Source organism: Candidatus Zixiibacteriota bacterium (genome assembly GCA_035380245.1).
Classification (GTDB): domain Bacteria; phylum Zixibacteria; class MSB-5A5; order GN15; family FEB-12; genus DAOSXA01.
The window spans coordinates 504,510-525,109 of the sequence record DAOSXA010000001.1; the positions used below are offsets into that span (position 1 = coordinate 504,510).

Genomic DNA, 20,600 nt, shown 5'->3' on the forward strand with positions numbered 1-20,600 from the left:
CCCATTTCGCCGAAACGTGTCGCGCCCCCGGCCATTGGGGAGCGTCGACACGTTGTGCGATGTGAGATAGATGCCACTCCTACCAGCAGGAAGGAGCGCTGCCGCCCTGGAACATGTAGGTGACCAGATCGACAAGATCGGCAATGTCGGCGATAGAGCCATCACCGTTGATATCACATGCCGCAGGAAGAGGCGGTTCAGGCCCGCCCTGGAACATAAAAGCCACCATATAAACCAGATCGGCGATGTCAGGTCCCGAACCATTGCCGTTGATGTCGGCACAGATAGGGTGAAGAATCATCCGCGCGATATAACCATCGGTATTACCCCCGCGATGACTGTCCTGAAAAGCAGCTTGCATCGGGAAGTCGGTTGAATAGGTGTAACCGGCTACGAACAGGCTGCCGCTGAACCCGACTGAAGTCCCGTAGTCCAGTCCGGTGGAACCACCCAGGTAACTGCTCAAATTGAGCGTGGAGCCATCGGCGCTGATACCGGCCACGAAGACATCCGAAGTACCGTTCAAACCGGACTGATAAGGGTCAACGGTTGGAAAGTTATTGGAGAAAGTCTCCCCGGTCAGATAGATCGTTCCGGTAGCCGCATCCAACGCCACCGCCTGACCGTAATCAGCGGAAACGCCACCTAAATAGGTGCTGAACTGAAGCGCGGAGCCATCCGGTGTAACCCGCGAGATAAAAGCATCCCATCCGGTCTGGTCCGTTTGTAACTCGGCAACGATTGGAAAATCCGCTGATTCGGTCGATCCTGTCAGTGTCGCGGCTCCGCCTGATCCAAAAACCAACCCACCCAGCAATTCATTGGCTGATCCGCCCAGATAACTTGAATATACCAGCCCGTTACCGGCGGCGTTGAAACGAGCGAAGAAGATATCGGTCGCTCCCTGGAGTGTCGACTGCAGCGGATTCTGGAGCGGGAAATTGGCTGAATTGGTTTTACCGGCGATCCCGACTCCGCCGGTATCGGCCCAGGCAATTGCCTGCCCGTAGTCGTCACCCGCGCCGCCTAAATAAGTGCTGCCTGAAACCACCCCGGTCGCGGAGTACATCGTAACGAACGCATCCGGTTTATTCGAAGAAGCCAAAGCCGCCTGGAACGGATTGAGGGTAGGGAAATCGGTCGACTTGGTTTCACCGGTAACGTACACCGTACCGGCGGGAGAAACGGCAATGTCGCGGCCGTAATCATCCATGGCGCCTCCAAGAAAAGTGCTGAACACGAGGCTGTTGCCGGAAGCGTTAAGAACCGTTACGAAAGCGTCGAACTTCTCCCCCGCCAGAGTCGGATCGGCGGCGTTCATAATCGGAAAATTCGATGACTCCGTCTCCCCCGTTACATAAATCCGACCGTTCGACCCGACTGCGATACCGCGACCGTAGTCGTCCCACATACCACCCAGGTAAGTTGAAAAAACAAGAGCATCACCGGCAAAAGAGAGTTTGGAAACAAACGCGTCGATACCGGCAAAAGTGGTCTGGTAAGGCGTCTGTAACGGGAAATTACGTGAGGAAGTATACCCAGTGACATACACCGAACTGGTAGCATCTACAACCATATCTTCGATAATGTCGCTCCCGCCGCCGCCGAGATAGGTCGAATAAGCCAGGGTGGGATCGATCACCAAAGGGCGAGTCGGATCATAGTCGCCGATCTCAAACCCAAAACAGAATCGATCGACCAGGCGGTAAGCACCAGTAACCGATGACCGGCCATCGGATGAAGCCTGAAAAATCTGCGGACATTTCTCGATTACCCGGTTCCAGGGCGTACCAATGACCAATTCCCCGGCCTCATTAACTGTCATTGATTCCGCACCGTCATAGTTAATCCGGATCAAACCGGGATCGGCTCCGGGGGCGACAATGAAATCGTATTCCAGAAGGCCGTCGCCGCGACCGTAAAAACGAAGATCAATACCGGGATAGACCTGGGACAGACACACCGCCCGATAGCCGGGAAGATCGGTCCACCAACCCCGGGGATCATTGCCGATCAGGAAGTTGGTATGCCGCTCGATCGACTCCTCACCGACGGCGACAAACTCCTCACGAGCACCGGGTAGTGTGACACGTAATAAAAGCTGTTCGTATTGACCGCCCCGGGGCGATCCCGATGTTGCGGCAACACTGCGCCGGGTCATTTGATAAGTGATCCCGGTACGAGTAATCCAGATAGTTACGGGACCGGCATCGGCCTGAAAAAGCACCTGACTGTCCCACTGACCAACGTTCGGGGTGAAGGTCAACGGGAGATTCTGAAGCGTTTCGACAATGTCTCCGCTCAGCTCGCCACGTACACCAGTGCCTGAAACCAGCACCATACCGGCGAGCAGCCACGTAATAAGGCGTGACTTCATCGGTTATAACTCCGCTTAATGAATGGTAATAAAAGACAGGTACGTTTAAAACACCGCTCCGGGAAACAGATCGGACTGCAAACAACCGTTGATCGGCGAAAGTCGTGAAGGAAGGCTCAACGGTTACACCGAAATGTCCCCGCTAAGAGGATGCCGGAATATAACGCCGGTAAAGCAGATTTACCTAAGGGTATATTTGATCGCGCAGTAAATATAGGCGAAGGGTCAGGCATAAGGCGTGCTAACCATTCGTAGGCGTCAACATGGCGTCGGCATCGGACATGAGTTTCGACAGGCAGGTCAGCTTGCATATCACTTAAAAGCGCAGGTTCGAAGACGGACCTGCGCTGCGGACGATTTGCTTTCTCTCTGTAGATATAGTCTTCGAATCCACCAAAAGCTATACTCTCATAACCGGGATCACGGTCTATTAAGGATCACTCCTTCACCAATCCCCGCAACACAGCCAGGTTCTCGATATCCTCGGCCAGGTCTTCCCCCTTGGGAGTTTCGAGAATCATCGGAATGTTCTTGAGGCGACGGTCGTTGACCAGATTGCGAAATCCCTCCAGGCCAATTTGCCCCTTACCGATATGCTCATGACGATCTACCCTCGAACCTAACTCCCGCTTGGAATCGTTGACGTGGATAATCCGAAGGAGATCAAGTCCTATCACCTTGTCGAAAGTATCAAACGTCTTTTTGTATTCCTCAGGATCGCGGATATCATAGCCGGCGGCAAAAATATGACAGGTGTCGAGACATACTCCCATGTGTTGTCCGTTTTCAACCTTATCGATGATCCCGGCCAGTTGCTCGAATGTGTAACCCAGATTTGATCCCTGTCCGGCAGTCGCTTCGAGCAGGAGTGTGACAGAGTTGTCGGGAAGTTTCTCGAACATGCGATTGATATTCTCGGCAATACGGAGCATCCCGGTTTCTTCGCCCGAGCCGACATGCGATCCGGGGTGCATGACCAGATTAGGAATCTTGAGCACATGGCAACGTTCCATTTCTTCGGTCAAAGCCGCAAGAGAGCGGTTGGCCAGATCGTCTTTGGGAGAAGCGATATTGATCAAATAACTCGTATGGGAAACTACCGCGGCGACACCGGTCTCCTTTTGGAGGGCAAAGAATTTCTCGATCTCGTCATCGGTCAGCTTCTTGGCCCGCCATTGGTTGTTGGATTTGTTAAACAGTTGAACGGCATCACAACCCGCCTTTTGCCCTCGTTCAATGGCAGTGTAAACACCACCCGCTATTGATTCATGTGCTCCGAATATCATATATCTGGCCCCGTATTCCTGAATTATCCCCGTTCTCGGTCGACCGATTTATTGGCCGTCTAAACTGTTATCATTAACCAAATTACTCGGCATGGGTTCCCTCGTCAACCAATTCGCCATAGAATTACTGACATCCCCTGTCACCTCCCTGTCGCATGTTGGATCAGAAAACAGAAAACCCGTTATAAAGGGGAGTTACGATGCAACAACCAATTACTATCCGAGACACCGAAATAAAGGTAACCGATATCCTGGCGATGATCGCCAAGGGATATTCGTATTATCAGATTCTGCTCCATGACTCACGACTCACCCTGTCGGACATCATGGTCACGGCCAAACTTGCCAACGAGTTGATCGAACAATTCGTGACACCGGAGCAACAGCTTAACGTCGAGGGAGAAATCCGCATCCGCGCTTCCGGCGGTCGGATCGTTAACCTCTCCGAAATGCGCAAGGAGTACCCGCGAGCTTTTGCCGAATGGAGTAAGGCTGAAGAAAGCCAGTTGGTGGAGCTTTATCGCTCGGGACGGAGCCTTCAGGAAATCGCCCGAGCGCTGCAGCGCAAGCGGGGAGCGATTCGTACCCGGCTTCAGAAGCTGGGTGTGTTGGAAACCGACGACAAAGACTAATCCTCTTGAAAAAAACAGGGCTTATTTGTCGTTGCATACATCGACCGGCTTTGCTATTATAAAGTATACCGTTCATCACGTTGTCAAGCTTCAGGGAGATATGTATGCATAAGTTGGCATTGATTACCACAATAGCGCTGTTAATCGTGGGATCGACAGCGGTGGGACAATCCCCCGATACCGTTCGGATAGGAGATGGATTCGCCTATTACATGGGGAATGGTGTAATTCGTGTCCCGGTCTACATGAACAATCGCTCCCATGAATTGATCGGTGCAAGTTTGTCTTTCACGGCAAGCACAACCAGTCCCGGAATTTATGCGGATTCGATCACTCGTTCGGGCCGAACCTCAGGAACCAACATTTTTGATTTATTCATGTCGTTCAGTAACGGATATTACAGTGAGGGCGGCACCATCGATTCGATCTGCGCCGGGTTTATTTCCATGCAGCATTACTTACCGGCGGGCGCCGGTGAAATCGGCGAGATGTGGTTTTCGAATGTTTGGCCGGGAGATCTTTTAAGCTTCATTAAAATCGACACCCTGGGCGTCTGCAGCAACGAAGTCGGCGGATCGGGGTGGGATAATCCGTTGACTTTTCTAACCAGCCACTTGCAGGTAATAGAATCAGATCTGGCCATTTCCTGCGCTAGTGAGTACAGTGTACAGGCTACGCACTTACTGTCCTTCCCGATCACGGTGTACGGTCTTAACACCCCGGTCAGCCTGCAAATCAATGATTTCTACGGCTACTGGTCGGAGTTCCCGGAACCGTCTCTCACGGGTGACGGGCCATGGACTTTCAACTGGCAACCGGCCTATGGCAATGTCGGAGACTTTACGCTTGAACTGCTGGCCACCGATGCGTTAGGGAACACTTCCACCAGAAACGTATCGATTCACGTGACCGAAATCACCGGTGATCCCGGCGATGTCCTCCGAGGCGACATGAATTGCGACGGGAATATCGATATCACCGATCTGCTGCTCCTGGTAAACTACATGTTCAACGGCGGTCCTCCCGCGGATTGTAACTGATCGTCCCCAAAAAAAACTACGGGCGGTCCCATGCCGGGCCGCCCGTTTTTATTTACCTGCCGCTGGTTGTCTTGTTATTCCTCGACAATCGCCTCCGCCTCGATCTCGACCATCCAGTCGTCTCTAACCAAACCACTCACCACCACCATTGTCGATACCGGCCTGACATCGGCAAAAAACTCGCTGTGAGCCTGACCGACATCTCTCCAAACCGAGGCTTCGGTGATATAAGTACGGGTACGAATAACATCAGACATCAACCCGCCGCTGTTTTCCAGCACCGATTGGATTATCTCAAGACAACGTCTGGCCTGACCATAAGCATCCCCCGGGCAGGCCGTGGAGCCATCAGCAGCGATTGGCGCCGTACCGGAAACGTAAATATGGTTACCTACCCGAACGGCACGTGAAAATCCTAGCTGTTCCTCGAAAGGGGACGTGGAAAAGATATTCTTTCTGGCCATATTGCCTCCTATTGATCAGAATGAACCCGCAACTCCCGGCGGTACTATAATCTATATCATTTTTATCGGTCATTTTTCAACAAGGGTTGACCATAGCCGAAAATAATGTTGAACCGTCAGGATTTGGCCGATATGATTGACGTGGGTCAGGAAAGATTGATACAAAGTGTTTATAGACAAAGGAGTAATCATGAGACTGTTATTGACGGGACTGATCGTAATCGCCCTGATCGGCGGCTGTGGCGGCGGCAAGACCGTAACTCGCCTCGACACCGACTCGGTCACGGACCTTTCGGGTCAATGGAACGACACCGACTCCCGGCTGGTTGCCGAGGAGATGATATCCGACTGCCTCAACCGCCCCTGGTACACCGACTACATGCAGGCCAAAGCCGACAAGCCGGTAGTGACGGTCGGAACGATCCACAACGAAAGTTCGGAGCATATCAACACCGGGACCTTTATCGCCGATTTCGAGCGGGAGTTGATCAACTCCGGCAAGGTGCGATTCGTAGCGGCCAAGGAGCAACGGTCCGAGATCCGCGAAGAACGCCAGGAGCAGCAGGAATTTGCCTCACGTGAAACAGCTAAAAAGTTGCGCGAGGAGACCGGCGCCGATTTTATCCTCCAGGGCTCTATCAAGACCATCACCGACCAGGAGGAAGGTAAACACGTTACTTTTTATCAGACCGATCTCGAATTGATCAATATCGAGTCGATGGAGAAGGTCTGGATCGGCACCAAGAAGATCAAAAAGGGAATCTCCCAGGGCAAAACCAAATGGTAATCTGATTTGTCCCGATCAATTCAGTCATTCCGGCTTCTTCTCGGCCTGATCGTTATCGGGCTGCTGAGCGGTTGCGGCTCCATGGCGACCCGTTTCGGGTTCTACGAGCCGATAACCGCTCAGGTCCGAGCCGACAGTCTTCAGACGGCGGTGCAGTCGCTCGAAACGGCGCGGGAGAAGAACAAATTCGGTGAAAAAGATCGCCTGATTTATTTCATCGATGCCGGTATGCTCAATCATTACGCCGAGAATTACGAGATAAGCAACGAGAAACTAACCCAGGCGGAGCAGGCCGCCGATGAGCTTTTCACCAAGTCGGTCTCCAAGGCGATGCTCTCGACCGTGCTCAACGACAACGCTCTCGATTATTCCGGCGAAGACTACGAAATCCTCTACACCAATCTGATCAAAGCTCTCAACTATGCTGCTCTCGACGATCATGAAGATGCCCTGGTAGAGATACGGCGCGCCAACCTCAAGCTGGATCTGCTTAAAACCAAATACGCCGATGCGGCCGCGGTTTTTCGTGAAGAATCACGCAAAGACACCAGCTATATCGATTTCGATTACGACGTCAAGGAAGTTCATTTTTACAACGATGCCTTCGCGCGCTGGCTGAGCATGCACCTTTATGCCGCTGACGGCAAATACGATGATGCCCGCATCGACGAGGAGCAACTGCGTCAGGCGTTCACCCTGCAACCGAACGTCTATGACTTCACCCTGCCCGAGGTGACCTACGCCTCAGACGAGGGAGCCATTCTGGCCGTTGTCGCTCTGGCAGGTTTAGCTCCCAACAAGCAGACTCTCAGTCTTCGCCTGCGCACCGACAAGGACCTGAATCTGGTACAGGTCCTTTACGACGGTCCCGACACCAACCAGGTCGAGTACGCACATTTTCCCGCGCCGATCAATGAGGACTATTATTTCAAGTTCGCCATCCCGCAGTTGGTTGATCGGTTTTCCGACGTCGGTTCGGTACAACTGACAATCGACGGGCAACCGGCGGGTGAGTTGAACCTGATTGAGGATGTCAACAAAGTGGCGCGGGAAACGTTTGACGCTAAAAAATCCTGGGTGTTCATCCGAACAATAGCGCGAGCCCTGGCCAAGGGACTTGCGGCACATCAGCTCAAGGAAAAAGCCGACACCGGCGGACTCGAAGGCTGGCTCAAGAAGCTGGCGGTCGATGTCGCCACCGATCTCAGCGAAAACGCCGATCTGCGCTCATCGCAATATCTGCCGGGGAGAATTTTCGTCGGAGATTTCGTGGTTCCAACCGGGCCGCACGATCTGACGATCGAATTCTACAGCCGGACCGGACATCTCATGACAACTTCTACCTATCAAAACTACCAGGTGCTGGAACAGGGACTTAATCTGGTTGAAGCTTTCAACCTGAACTAGTCAAGTTCGACGGGGGGGGATTTTGAACCCTCGGCGGTGGGCCTCACTATCGACAAATAGCCCTAAGCTATTGTTAGACAACGCTGATTCGCAACCGTAAGATTAACAGCAGTTGACGGGGTGGCTCTTGTAAAAAAACGTGCTGCAGTCTGTCAGACTTGCAAGCATCGTGCGTCACTTGTTTCATAGGTCGGGCATTTACCTCACACCGGCCTGTATCACCGCTATTCCATTCTATGTTGCAGTCCTTAACAGGACTGCATACAGACAGAAATAATACCTTATGTGAGGTATCGATTTGTGGCGTCGTGTCTGATAATCTAAGGAGAAGAGATTCGATGAGAGCTAGATTGTCAATTAAAGTATTGATTGTATCGGCTGTCCTGGTGGTCGTCGCCGTTTCACCGGCAGCAGCCTACAACTGGCCGGTGTGGCCGGACTCGACCTACCACGCGGTATCGGCGCATTACGGTATTTACCTGCAAAATCCGGGCGAGCCGCCGTTCATGCACAGCGGTATCGACATCGCCGTACCGTACCTGACCCCGGTCTTCGCCATGAAATCCGGCTGGGTCAAAACCGTAGTGACTAATAGCGACTCTTACAGCATGTGGCGGATCATAATCGGCGACTCATCCGGAACCGAGGAATGTGACGCCTGGATGTACGCTCACCTCGTGAGCACCAGCATCGCCGGCATTCCCGGACAGTATATTGAGGCAGGTGACTCTATCGGCGTCGTGGTCAACTGGCCGTCCAGCCCAACCACCACCGAGCATCTTCATCTCTCGAAAATTCGGTATTCCGGCACCAACCACGCATGGTCAACCGGCTGGGACTACTGGCGCTATTACGATAATCCGCTCGAATTCCTGGAGCCGATTAACGATACCATTCCCCCGGAGATAACCCCTGCCCTGGGTGATCAGCTTCTGGCCTTCTGTACCAATCAGACCGACAGTTATTTCGCCGAGGGCGCCCCGATCAGCGGCGACGTCGACATCATCGCCTGCATTCACGATTTGCACAATTTCGATGTCTTTCGCTCGGTCCCTTACGAAGTGAAATACAAAATCGAGGGCGATTCTTCGATCGACTGGACTCGTTCGGTGCGTTTCACGCACGAACACGGTTCCTACGATGACATGGCTGACCTGACCGAGACGGTCTATCAGGATGACGCCACTTGCAACAGCTTCGATGCGCCGGGGAACACCTATCGCTATTATTTCAATCTGACCAACAGTGACGGCGACACGATCATCGAACCGGAGCATCAGGCACTCGGCTGGAATACCGTTTTCTTTCACAACGGCGATTACGAAGTATTCGTCAGCGCCTCCGATCTGGGCGGCAACGTGACCACCGATTCCATGACTATCACGGTGGCCAACGAGATACTCTTGTCGGGTACGGTCGGCCTCAGCGACAGCTACCCCAACCTGGCAGGATCGATTATCAGCGCTGCGCCGTGCAGCGCCGTCGATACGACCGATGAAACCGGCGCGTTTTCACTACTCTGCGGCGGAGCCGACCAGACCATAACGATTGAACGGCTGGGCTATGCTACGATAGATACGGTGCTGATGATGACCGAGGAACGAACACTGGATGTCGTACTTGAGGGAACCGGTTTCGTTTGCGCCGACATCGACTACAGCGGTTCGGGACCGGACATCGCCGATTTGGTCTACCTGGTAACCTATATGTTCCAGAACGGACCGGAGCCGCCGTTGATGCGTGCCACGGACATCGACGGCAGCGGCTCGTATGTAGATATTGCCGATCTGGTTTATCTGGTCACGTACATGTTCCAGAACGGCCCGGACCCGATCTGCAGTTAAATCTCCACCCGCGCGACACAACGGACAGCGGCAGGAGCACGGTGCTCCTGCCGTTGTCATGTTTGGGACTGTCCGGAAAACGCATCAGTCTTCCCCCTCACCCTCTTCGGCCGAGGCGGAGACAAACTCCGCTGCTATACGTTGAAGAAACCTGCACTCGATAGCGGGTGGCCTGGTGTCGCCCGCATTGCCAACGTGTCCAGCCGAATGTTCGGACGTATGGTTTATTCAACGCTCTTCGCCGGCGGTGCAACCGGCTCGCCGGTTGCGGTGTATACCGCCGCAATGCGATCCTGCGCATTCTCCAGCCAGGTCATTACCGAATCCAACACCGCTCCTTCCAGTTTGGCCTCGGGATGGGTCCATAGATACGATGGAAGCGGCATCTTGCCTTCGCTGATCTCCTCCTCCATCTCATGCAGCAACTCGCCCTGAGCGCCTCTGCCTCGGAGCGGGAATCCGGCGGTGAAATCAAGATGCTCGCGGCCTTCGGAAATATGGTCGCGCATGATACCGTTCATAACCGGGAGATTGAAATACCACGGCAGTTTATCGCGATGGCTGTGGCAGTCGTAACAAGCCCGATTGAAAATCGGTTCCACTTCCGTAAAATGGAGCCCGATTTCATCATAAGCCGTCATCAACGCCGTCTGTGTTTCGGGCGGGAGACCGGCCGTATCCAGATTCGGCTCAACCGCCTCGAAATCATACTCGCGATCAACGTCTTTGGGCCAGGTGACCCAGACGAAAATCACCAGCAGGATCAGGATTATCGCCGTCCAGCGAAAACTCCGTCGGCGATTGTTATTGTCTTCCGACATCATTTAGCCCCTTTTCCTTCGACCGCTTATTCGGTCTTGAAGTTCATCGAGAGAATTTTTAACTCGGTCATATCCTCGATCGAATAACGCACTCCCTCGCGCTTGAGCCCGGAGGACTTCACTCCACCGTAAGGCTGATGATCGGCCCGGTAAGTCGGGATGTCGTTAATCACCACACCGCCGCATTCGATATATTTATAAGCGTAGAAGATATCCTTCACGCGGTTGGTGAAAATTCCGGCCTGAAGACCGTAGTCGGAATGGTTGATTTGATCCACGACCGACTTGAAGTTTTTGTACTTCATAATCACAGCCAGCGGCGCGAACGCTTCCCTGGAACAGACATCCATCGAGGTCTTGACATTGGTCAACACCGTCGGCCGCAGTTGATTTTTACGCGCCGTGCCGCCGGTCAGTATTTTCGCTCCCCCGGCCACCGCCTCCTTGATCGTCTCAAGGGTGGCTTTGACTGCGTCGGCGGAGACCATCGTGCCGATATCGGTTTTCTCGTTAAGCGGATCACCGATACGGAGGCCCTCGACCTTCTTCTTGAACATCTTAAGGAACCGGGGATAAACCTTCTCGTGCACGTAGATCCGCTGGACCGAAATACAGGATTGCCCGGCCGCCGCGAACGCTCCATAAAGCAAACGACTCGCGGCAAAATCGAGATCGGCGTCGTCGGCAATCGCCACTCCGGCGTTGCCGCCCAACTCCAACACTACTTCCTTTTGTCCGGCGTGGTTCTTGATCCACCAGCCGACTTCGGACGATCCGGTAAAAGTCACCAACTTCACGCGGGGATCTTCGAGCAGCGGCGAGGACTCACGCGATGATCCCGGAAGAATCGACACCGCTCCTTTGGGGTAGTCGGTTTGGTCAATCAGTTCGGCGAGCAACAAAGCCATGATCGGCGTCGATGAAGCCGGCTTCAGAACAATCGTATTCCCCGATGCAATGGCCGGACCGATTTTGTGTGCCACCAGGTTTAGCGGGAAATTGAACGGCGAAATACCGGCGATCACGCCGCGCGGGAAACGCCGCACCAGGCCCATGCGCTCCTCGGAGCCGGGCGACCAGTCCAAGTCGATTATTTCGCCGCCGATCCGCTTGGCCTCCTCGGCTGCCACCCGGAACACGCCAATGGAGCGGCTGACTTCGCCCCGCGAGTCCTTGAGCGACTTACCCAACTCACGAACCATCATCCGGGCCAGCTTGTCCGCGTTTTTCTCGATCCCGGCCGCTATCTGAAGACAGGTCTGCTCGCGCTTGTAGCTGGGCAATTCGCGCGTAACGGCAAATGCCGCCTGGGCTTTCTTGATCGCTTCGGTATAATCGGCCTTGGAAGCGGACGCTACCGTTCCCACCAATGCGCCGTCGTAGGGTGAGATTACCTTGATTTTTTCCGGTCGGTCGACCCATTCGCCGCCGAGGTACATCTTGTATTGCTTGGCCATGATACTATCCTTATCTCTTACTGAATATCTCTCTTGTTCAAAAAGCCCCTCATATCGGGCACACCAGTTTCCCCAGTCGTTTGGTCAGCTTCACGTTTTCGCTGTAATCGACCGGACAGTCGATCACCACCGGGCCTTTCAGGCGGAACGCCTTCTTGAGCACCTGCGTCAAATCGTCCCCCTTCTTCACCCGGATACCATGCGCACCGTAGGAGCGGGCCAGTTGGACCCAATCCGGATTTTCGAAGCGAGTAGCGTAGGCCCGGCCGAATTTGTTTTTTTGCTTCCATTCGATCAGGCCAAGGGTGCCGTCGGACCAGATCATGTTGACCGTGTTGAGTTTCAGGCGTACGGCCGTTTCCAGCTCCTGAACGTTCATGAGAAATCCGGCATCGCCGGAAATGGTCATGACGCGACGTTTCGGATAAACCAGCTTGGCGGCGATACCGCCCGGCAGAGCGATCCCCATCGAGGCGAATCCGTTGGAAATGATGCAGGTGTTCGGCTCATGCACGAGGAACATACGGGCGATCCACATTTTATGAGCGCCGACGTCCGAAATCAACACATCCTCGTCGGCCAGCACCTCGCGGACATCGTGTAAAATCTTCTGCGGTTTGAACGGGAAGGCTTTGCTCTTGTCGTACTGGTGGATATCCTTCAGAATCGGACGGCGATGTTTGAGAGCGTATTTCCCGGTTTCACGCGGCAACGTGTCGTCGATCCGCTCATTTATTTCCCAGAGCGTCGAGGCGATATCTCCCACTACCTCACAGACCGGATTGTACCAGTAGTCGACTTCAGCCGGAGCGAAATCTATATGGATGATTTTCTTTTCTCCGTTCGGATTCCAATGCTGGGGAGAATACTCCACAATGTCATAACCGAGACAGATAATCAGATCGGCCTCTTCTATCGCACAGGTGATATGATCCCGGCTCTGCAAACCGATCGTAAAGAGGTTGTAGCGATAATCAACCCCTGCCGCTCCCTTGGACATGAACGTGTTGCACACCGCCATACCGGTCTTTTCGAGAAATGTTCGCAACTGCCGGGTCGCACGTTTTCTGATAGCCCCGTTGCCGGCGAGGATCAAAGGTTTCCGGGCTTGCTTGATCAGATCAAGAGCACAATTGACCGCTTTGTAATCCGGGGCGGGACGACGTACCTTGCGCACCTCAAAACACTGGGGATTACCACATTTCTCAGCCGCCACGTTTTCCGGAAATTCCAGATGAGTCGACCCGGGTTTCTCCGCCTCGGCCAGTTTAAACGCCTTGCGGACCGCCTCGGTCACCATATCGGGGCGACCGATCCGAGTGTTCCATTTGGTGGTCGGGCGAAACATGGAGACGATATCAACGTACTGGTGCGACTCTTTATGCATGCGCAATGTATCCGCCTGACCGGTAATAGCAACCAGCGGCGCCCGGTCGAGGTGGGCGTCGGCAATCGGCGTCAGGAGATTGGTAGCGCCGGGGCCGAGTGTCGATAAACATACTCCGGCCCGACCGGTCAGACGTCCATAGACGTCGGCCATGAAGCCCGCCCCTTGTTCATGCCGCGTTAGGATAAACTTGATCCGGGATCGGCGAACCGCCTCGAGGAAATCTATATTCTCCTCGCCCGGAACTCCGAAGATATATTCAACACCCTCATTTTCCAGAGCTTTAACGAATATCTCCGATGCATTCGGCATGAATCAACTCCCTGTTTGAATCCGTCTTCGGTTTGATATTATCGACCCATGTATTCTCGAACAAGTCTTTATTCCACCGGCTGTTTTAAGGTCTGTCCGCTCTCTTCCATAATGGTTGAGGATGTAGGAAGTTCCCCACATGTTATGGCTTCTATCTGAACAGAAGACTCCAACTTTTCGATTCGAAACGATCCGAATCAACAGCTTTTAGAGGCTGTTTTCAGGTCCATTCGACTGCGTTTTTTCTTAATTACCAATAAGTTACGAAAACGTCTGGATTTTACCCGGTTTCTACGGCACCTCGTTTGCATAAACAAGGGCAAAACAAATGGCGAGGTAATAGAATGAGAGATAATCCTAAAATCAAAAGAGCGGAAAAAGGGCTGACGATTCTCGAAGTCCTGATCGCCATGGTGATCATGAGCGTCGCTCTGCTTCTTCTTATAAACATGGGCATGGTTGCTCTGTCCGGCAATGACTGGTCCAATAAAACTACCACCGCAGTGCAGTTGCTTCAGCAGAAGCTGGAAGAATTGCAGGGAGATCCCGATCCCGACAGCGGCTCCGATGAAATCGATGAATTCAACCGCAAGTGGGTAGTCTCGTTCGAGGAAAACTATTTGCGTCGGGTGCAAATCAGTGTCGCCTGGACAGATATTCAGGGAAGCGATCGTTCGGAATCCCTTACAGCCCTTATTAAATCCGATTCAATATAGGTGGTAGCAATGAATATCAGAAACAGACACATGTCGGATCACGGCTTGACTCTGCTGGAATTGCTGGTCGCCCTGGTCATCACCGGAATTATCACTACGGCCATTCTTCACACCTATATCATTCAGCACAAGAACTACCTGATCCAGGAAGACATAACCGAAATTCAGCAAAACGCACGAGCCTCGATCGATGAACTGGCACGCCAGGTGCGTATGGCGGGCTACAATCTTCCGCTGGGGATGCCGGGTATCGAGGCCGCCAATACTAATCCCGACACTCTGACCATCCGCTACAACGCCGGCGGCTGCGACACTGAGCTTCGTCTGCCGATGCCGCGCACTTCGTCGGAGTTGAAAGTCGATACGGCCACAAACTATACCTGTTACAACGACGGCGACTGGGTTTATATCTGGGAACCTGATTCCGGTTACGGCCAGTGGATCGAGATCACCCATGTGCAGCCCTCAGCCAATAAGCTCCAGCACAACACCGTGTTGCTTCTGGATGAGTACGGCGCGGGATCGCAGATCATGGATCTGACCCAGGTTAAATTCTATATCGATAACACCACCGATGCGGATCATCCTAATCTGATGATGGAATTCCCGGGTATGCCGCCGCAGGTATACGCCGACAATATCAGCGATCTGCAGTTTTCTTATCGTATGAGCGGCGGGGCTGTGGTCGATAATCCGGTACCCGTTGACGACATTCGAGAAGTGCTCATTTCAGTTCGGGGACGTTCCAATGTACCCGACCCGGATTTCCCCGATAATCCATACCGGCAGCGCGACTTTGCCACGTCGGTATTCGTGAGAAATATGTAACGGAAGGGATATTAAGCCATGTTTTCTAAAAGCTTGACCAACGAGCGCGGCGTCGCGGCCTTTATCGCCCTGGTGCTGGTGCTCATGCTGACCCTGCTCGGTCTGGCCGCCCTTTCGACCTCCGACGATGAGGTGGACATCACCGGCAATCACATGCACGAGATGCGAGCCTTTTATGCCGCCGAGGCAGGTCTTGAGCGGGCCGCTGCAAGGCTCCAGACAGCTCATGACACTCTCGGTGGGCCGCCCAGTGGACCATTCCCGGTCATAACCTACGATACGCTTAACGGCTGTGGCGTTCTGGATTCGGTCGATGACAACGGTCCGGCCACCATTCAGGTGTTGACCAACGGTACCCTGGCCGGTTTGAATGCACTCGTGAAGTCCTATTCGATAACTTCCGTGGCCGAGAATCTGAAGGATCCCGGACGGGTGGTACTCTCGCAGTATTTCGAGTCGGCGCTGATACCCCTGTTCCAGTTCGCGGTATTCTACGGCAACGATCTGGAGATCGCTCCCGGTCCGGCTATGAGTCTGATCGGTCGCGTTCACTCCAACGGGAACCTCTATTTACAGTCCGACAACACCCTGCGCATGGACAGTTACGTTACGGCCTCCGGTGAAATTTACCACGGTCGTAAGGGACCAGGCGGAACATCGTACGGCGATGTACAGATCAAAAACTCCTCGGGAGATCTGGTGAGCATGAATCAGTCCGGTGATTGGATCGATGCCAACAACACCAACTGGTACGATACGTCGACCATCCTCTGGGAGGGGCGTGTTCGCGACTCCAACCACGGCCAGGGAGAATTGAACCTGCCGCTCTCATCGACAGCAGGCGGTGATGCGCATTCTTTGATCGAGCGCTCCACGTCCAATCCCGACTCTTACGAAGATAAGGATGCCACTACCCTCAAGTTTATCGATCGCCGCGCTTATTATCGCTCCGACGCTACGCAGGCCTGGACGGATGTAACCGATACCATGGTTGCCCTGGGCGTGATTACATTCACCGATAACGCTTTTACGGATCAGCGCGAGGGCTCCCAGGTAGATGTCATGGACCTTGATGTGGAAGCTGCCTACGATGAAGGCTTCATTTCCAGCTCCGATGAGACCGTGATCTATTACTCGGACGTAAACGGCGACTACCCGGCGCTTCGTCTGACAAACGGCGATGAACTGGATGCCGGCCTGACCGTGGCGAGTGAAAACCCGGTCTACACTTGGGGCGACTACAACTCAGTCGATAAAAAACCGGCCTCAATTCTAGCCGATGCCGTTACATTCCTTTCCGACAACTGGGTTGACTACAAATCCACCTGGAACAAATACTCCCGTCCGGCCTCGGAGACTACCGTTAACGTCTGTTACCTGACGGGTAACACGGAAACTACCTCTTCCAGCTACAACGGCGGTTTCGAGAACCTTCCGCGCTTCCTGGAAAACTGGACGGGTGTGAATTTTAACTGGAAGGGTTCAGCCGTTAACTTGTGGAACTCTCATCAGGCCAACGGCTCCTGGGGCAGTATCTACTACAATCCGCCTAACCGTAACTGGCAGTACGACACCATGCTGGACAATCCGGACTCACTCCCGCCGGAAACTCCCGCATTGCGTGTCTTCCAACGTACCGGTTGGCAGCAGCACTATGTTGGCTATGAGGAGGAAGACTGGTACGCCAACAGCGAATTGTAATCCATCGCGTGTTGCAGAGAGTAAACCCGCTCATGGGTCCCATCGACCCGGGCGGGTTTTTCTTTGTCTTGAGAGGGAGAATGATTATTCGACGGTAATATCGTAAGGAAGCCGGGTGTAGAGGCCTTCCTCGAACGGAGGCGCTTCGATCGACCCGGTATTATCGCCGCCACCGGGCAGCAATGTCCTCGACAACCAGCGAAAGACCGAAGGAATCGGCAGTTGCAGCCAGCTTTTACGCTCGGGATAAACCACCACCCGATAGTCATTCAAACCTCTTTGCTCAGCCACGTATTCAACTGCCTCGTACACACCACCCAGCGAATCCACCAGGCCGTTATCCTGCGCTTCACGACCGGTCCAGACCTGTCCCTGAGCGATTTGCGCCACGGAGTCCTTTGATAATCCGCGGCTTTCAGCCACCAGGCCAACGAAGTAATCGTAGAAACTGTCGATAGACTCCTGATACTTGTCGCGCTCCTCATCGGTAAATGGCCGCGAGATACTCAACATACCGGCATATTTACCCCGTACGTAAAGCTCTTTGGTCAGGTCGATCTTGTCGTACAGCCCGCTCAGATCGACCTTGCCGCCGAACACTCCGATCGAACCGGTGATCGTGGCCTCATCGGAGAAAATAACCGCGCCCGGCATGGCTATCTGATACCCGCCCGAGGCCGCGACATTTGCCATGGAAACCACAACCGGAAAACGTTCCGCCGCGATTTCACCGGCATGATACATTTCCTCCGCAGCCAGCGCCTCTCCGCCGGGAGAATTGATACGAAGTACGATTCCCTGGACATCGGGATCGGCGGCAGCCTGACCGTATCCCTGCTTCACAAGACCGGGAGTGAGATTATCCGAATCCGGGAAAGGCCATTGACCACCGGCCGATTCGGCAATTTCTCCGTCGGCAACTACCACCGCCACTTCCGGCGCCGGCGGCCAGCCGTCATTCTGGAGCGTATCGGCAAGATAGGGCCGGAAGGCGATTTCGGGCATCGGCCTCAGGAACTCTTTTTTCATTTTGTCGCGATAGGAAAGACCATCCACCAGACCGCACTCCAGCGCCTGCACCGAAGTCATCGGACCCCGGTCAATGAGACTTTTTACCGAATCGACCGACAACGCTCTTCCCAGCGCTATCGCCGATACGAATTGATCGTACAGCTCGTCGAGGTAGCGATTGAGCTGCTCCCGATTGGCCTCGGAAGACTCGTTTTGACTGTAGGTTTCAGCGGCGGTTTTATAGCGCCCGCATTTGAGGATTTCCGCCTTGATACCTAACTTATCCAGGGTACCACCCCAGAAAGTCAACTCGGCGCGAAGACCTACCAGTCTCAATTGGCTGACTGGCGGGATTAAAATTCGATCGGCCGCCGAGGCTATATAGTAGCTGAGGTTGCTCGGGTAACTGACATGACACGTCACCTTTTTCCCCTGTGCCCGGAACCGCTCGATCGCCTCACGCAATTCCTGGGCCTGGGCAAATCCGAACGACGGACGATCCAGACTCAGAACCATTTCTCCGACAGTGCGGTCTTCGGTGGCGCGATGGATCGCCAGAATCAGCCGGGTAAACGAGGTTCGCTCGCGTCCCCAGACCGGCTGAACCGGATTCTCGCGAATGGCCCCGCCTACCCCAACCGCCAGACGCCGCTGACGTGAGTGCATAACGGATGCCTGCTGGAGACTGGTGCCGCCGAAGAAGAAACTCGTGCGGCGGTGACCGCCGTTATCGAAAGTTGACTTGGCCCCGGTAATATAGCGAGCCAGGTTGATTCTGACACCGATCTGGAAATTGTCGTTGGAGTCGTAGAAACCGTTGAGATAGAAACCGCTGCCGGCGTTATATTCGGCATGATAAACGTAATCGGCATCGGATAGACTCATACCGGTCGAAAGCAGTGCATCGACTGCCAACGTCAAGGCTTGTCCCATCGGTCGATAACCAATCGAATAACGCTGCTCCACATCGGTCTCATTGCCTGCGGCATCGTGCGTACGATTGAGATTCGAAAACACCGCCCCATATTTGAACTTGCCGCCGGTCCCGCCGATCAACCCGATATTCCAGAAATGATCATGCTTCAGATTCTCATCGCCGCTTCGGTAATAGCGATAAGATGCTCCCAGGCTGAACGTCTTGCCAAGTTTCATCCCACCGGCTAAGACATACTCCTGCCAGTCGTCACCGGCGTTGTTGTCGACCCGGCGATAGGCTATCCCGGTGCGATCCCGAATAATCGTCCCCCCCCAGCTCCGGGCGAAACGCTCGTCGGCCAGATCGGCTATTACCTGAAACGCCGCGGCATGGTAGTCGGCCAGCCCGGCCGGATTGACCCAGGTTGCCTCGACTCCGAACACTGTCGAGGCCGGCTGATAGTAGAACACTCCCTCGGGGAAAACCACCCTCTCCCCGGCTAAAACCGCCGCCGTCGATAAAATGAATATGACCGCCAGTATCGCGTACAAACCGCGGCTAAAATTCTTCGTCCGAACCACGAACATAGATGTTCCCTTTGCCCCTGATCGATCCGCTGATCAAACCACCTCCGTCACCGGCCACCAGGTTCAGCCGGTTGGTCTGCACCAACTCCGTCTTGAAATTGAAATTGTTCGCTTCGATCTTGCCCTCCTCATCCACCGACAAAGCCATTACTGCGGAGATATCGGTCGGCACTACGATCTCGATATCGTCATAGCGATTGGCCAAAATCAACTGGCCGTCGGTCAGTCGTGTCAGATTGACCAAAATCGGGCCGGATGAACCCCTGATATAATTTTTCGTACCGGCCGGAGTGAGATCGTCGATATCGATCCGGCCGTAACTGGTGCGTACGTTCAACTCACCGATGAGACCGTCGATGATAATATCTCCGCCTTCGTTGCGGAATGATCCCTGAGCATCGGAACAGTTGATATCACGGGCCAGCAGGGAAGCGTTGCTCGTGGTCGCGGAGACATCGCCGGTGAGATGGGCGAGCGAAACTTTCTGATTGGCGGTGGCGATATCGACCCGACCGGAGACATCGGATACGTCTATCCGCCCAAGTGAGGAGTTATCAATAAACTCCGAAAACGGTCCGACCGCTGAAATATCGAAATAAGCGGCGTCTACGTTGACCGCCACATTACGCGGGATGGTCAGAACAACATGGACAAGCCCGGCCTCATCGGCCTCCCACGGCGCCGGGTTAGGCGCTCGCATTTCCAGTCTGGCAGCCACCGGCGTTTGTTCGAGTTGCACCGAGATCAAATCGATATAATCCACAGCCCGTGAGCGCGAGGTAGTTTTGGCTCGTTTATAATAGGCCAGATGGACATTATCCGAGTCGCCTACCGAGATTTCAACTACTCCTCGCAAGGTCGAAGCAGCACGGATCTCCAGCGTAGCCTCTCGCCCCATCGGAACCGTCGCTTGCAACTGGCGAGTTCCGAATAATCCTCGCGATTCCTCATGGACCTCCTGGCCAACCGCCGTTCCGCCGACTGCCAGCATCAGGACAAATAGAACAAGGCGCTGCATTCGTATCAT

16 protein-coding genes are annotated in these 20,600 nt (G+C 54.0%); 8 read left to right on the top strand and 8 right to left on the bottom strand.

Going from position 1 to position 20,600, the window contains the following annotated elements; genetic code table 11:
- Positions 1-79: 79 nt before the first annotated feature.
- Both PLF13_02005 and PLF13_02010 read right to left on the bottom strand, forming a co-directional pair.
- Positions 80-2,377: an SBBP repeat-containing protein gene (locus tag PLF13_02005; GenBank protein HOP06045.1), complete on the bottom strand. Its 2,298-nt coding sequence runs from the start codon at positions 2,375-2,377 to the stop codon at positions 80-82.
- Positions 2,378-2,814: 437 nt separating this feature from the next.
- Complete coding sequence (locus PLF13_02010) at positions 2,815-3,663, bottom strand: deoxyribonuclease IV (GenBank protein ID HOP06046.1); 849 nt, start codon at positions 3,661-3,663, stop codon at positions 2,815-2,817.
- A gap of 200 nt (positions 3,664-3,863) precedes the next feature.
- Between PLF13_02010 and PLF13_02015 the strand changes: the two genes are divergently transcribed.
- Together PLF13_02015 and PLF13_02020 are read left to right on the top strand one after the other, a co-directional pair.
- Positions 3,864-4,295 carry a hypothetical protein gene (locus PLF13_02015; protein HOP06047.1) on the top strand — a complete coding sequence of 144 codons (432 nt, stop codon included), beginning with the start codon at positions 3,864-3,866 and terminating at the stop codon, positions 4,293-4,295.
- A 104-nt stretch (positions 4,296-4,399) separates the two neighbouring features.
- Positions 4,400-5,335 carry a hypothetical protein gene (locus PLF13_02020; GenBank protein HOP06048.1) on the top strand — a complete coding sequence of 312 codons (936 nt, stop codon included), beginning with the start codon at positions 4,400-4,402 and terminating at the stop codon, positions 5,333-5,335.
- A 74-nt stretch (positions 5,336-5,409) separates the two neighbouring features.
- Here PLF13_02020 and PLF13_02025 read toward each other — a convergent pair whose 3' ends face one another.
- Entirely contained in the window at positions 5,410-5,799 is a 390-nt protein-coding gene (locus PLF13_02025; GenBank protein ID HOP06049.1) for a RidA family protein, read from the bottom strand.
- 190 nt (positions 5,800-5,989) lie between these two features.
- Between PLF13_02025 and PLF13_02030 the strand changes: the two genes are divergently transcribed.
- From PLF13_02030 to PLF13_02040, 3 genes are all read left to right on the top strand, one after another.
- Positions 5,990-6,586, top strand: a complete 597-nt coding sequence (locus PLF13_02030) for a penicillin-binding protein activator LpoB (protein HOP06050.1) — start codon at positions 5,990-5,992, stop codon at positions 6,584-6,586.
- Between the two features lie 6 nt (positions 6,587-6,592).
- Positions 6,593-7,993, top strand: a complete 1,401-nt coding sequence (locus PLF13_02035; protein ID HOP06051.1) for a hypothetical protein — start codon at positions 6,593-6,595, stop codon at positions 7,991-7,993.
- A 338-nt stretch (positions 7,994-8,331) separates the two neighbouring features.
- Positions 8,332-9,837, top strand: coding sequence for a M23 family metallopeptidase (locus tag PLF13_02040; GenBank protein ID HOP06052.1), 1,506 nt, complete (start codon positions 8,332-8,334; stop codon positions 9,835-9,837).
- Positions 9,838-10,061: 224 nt separating this feature from the next.
- On the opposite strand, the gene PLF13_02045 is transcribed toward PLF13_02040, so the two are convergent.
- From PLF13_02045 to PLF13_02055, 3 genes are read right to left on the bottom strand one after another with little or no spacing between them, the layout of a single operon-like run.
- Positions 10,062-10,661 carry a heme-binding domain-containing protein gene (locus PLF13_02045; protein HOP06053.1) on the bottom strand — a complete coding sequence of 200 codons (600 nt, stop codon included), beginning with the start codon at positions 10,659-10,661 and terminating at the stop codon, positions 10,062-10,064.
- Between the two features lie 23 nt (positions 10,662-10,684).
- Positions 10,685-12,115, bottom strand: a complete 1,431-nt coding sequence (locus PLF13_02050) for an aldehyde dehydrogenase family protein (protein ID HOP06054.1) — start codon at positions 12,113-12,115, stop codon at positions 10,685-10,687.
- A 49-nt stretch (positions 12,116-12,164) separates the two neighbouring features.
- Complete coding sequence (locus PLF13_02055; protein HOP06055.1) at positions 12,165-13,814, bottom strand: acetolactate synthase large subunit; 1,650 nt, start codon at positions 13,812-13,814, stop codon at positions 12,165-12,167.
- A 344-nt stretch (positions 13,815-14,158) separates the two neighbouring features.
- On the opposite strand from PLF13_02055, the gene PLF13_02060 reads away from it, so the two are divergent.
- The 3 genes from PLF13_02060 to PLF13_02070 are packed head-to-tail and all read left to right on the top strand — an operon-like array spanning position 14,159 to position 17,059.
- Positions 14,159-14,530, top strand: a complete 372-nt coding sequence (locus PLF13_02060) for a prepilin-type N-terminal cleavage/methylation domain-containing protein (protein ID HOP06056.1) — start codon at positions 14,159-14,161, stop codon at positions 14,528-14,530.
- 9 nt (positions 14,531-14,539) lie between these two features.
- Positions 14,540-15,358 carry a prepilin-type N-terminal cleavage/methylation domain-containing protein gene (locus PLF13_02065; protein ID HOP06057.1) on the top strand — a complete coding sequence of 273 codons (819 nt, stop codon included), beginning with the start codon at positions 14,540-14,542 and terminating at the stop codon, positions 15,356-15,358.
- Between the two features lie 18 nt (positions 15,359-15,376).
- Entirely contained in the window at positions 15,377-17,059 is a 1,683-nt protein-coding gene (locus PLF13_02070; protein ID HOP06058.1) for a PilX N-terminal domain-containing pilus assembly protein, read from the top strand.
- Positions 17,060-17,143: 84 nt separating this feature from the next.
- Here the strand turns inward: PLF13_02070 and sppA are convergent, their stop codons facing one another.
- Positions 17,144-19,573 (bottom strand): signal peptide peptidase SppA, encoded by a 2,430-nt coding sequence (sppA, locus tag PLF13_02075; protein ID HOP06059.1) that lies wholly within the window; start codon positions 19,571-19,573, stop codon positions 17,144-17,146.
- Positions 19,545-20,600, bottom strand: a complete 1,056-nt coding sequence (locus PLF13_02080; protein HOP06060.1) for a hypothetical protein — start codon at positions 20,598-20,600, stop codon at positions 19,545-19,547. The genes sppA and PLF13_02080 overlap by 29 nt, the downstream gene beginning before the upstream one ends.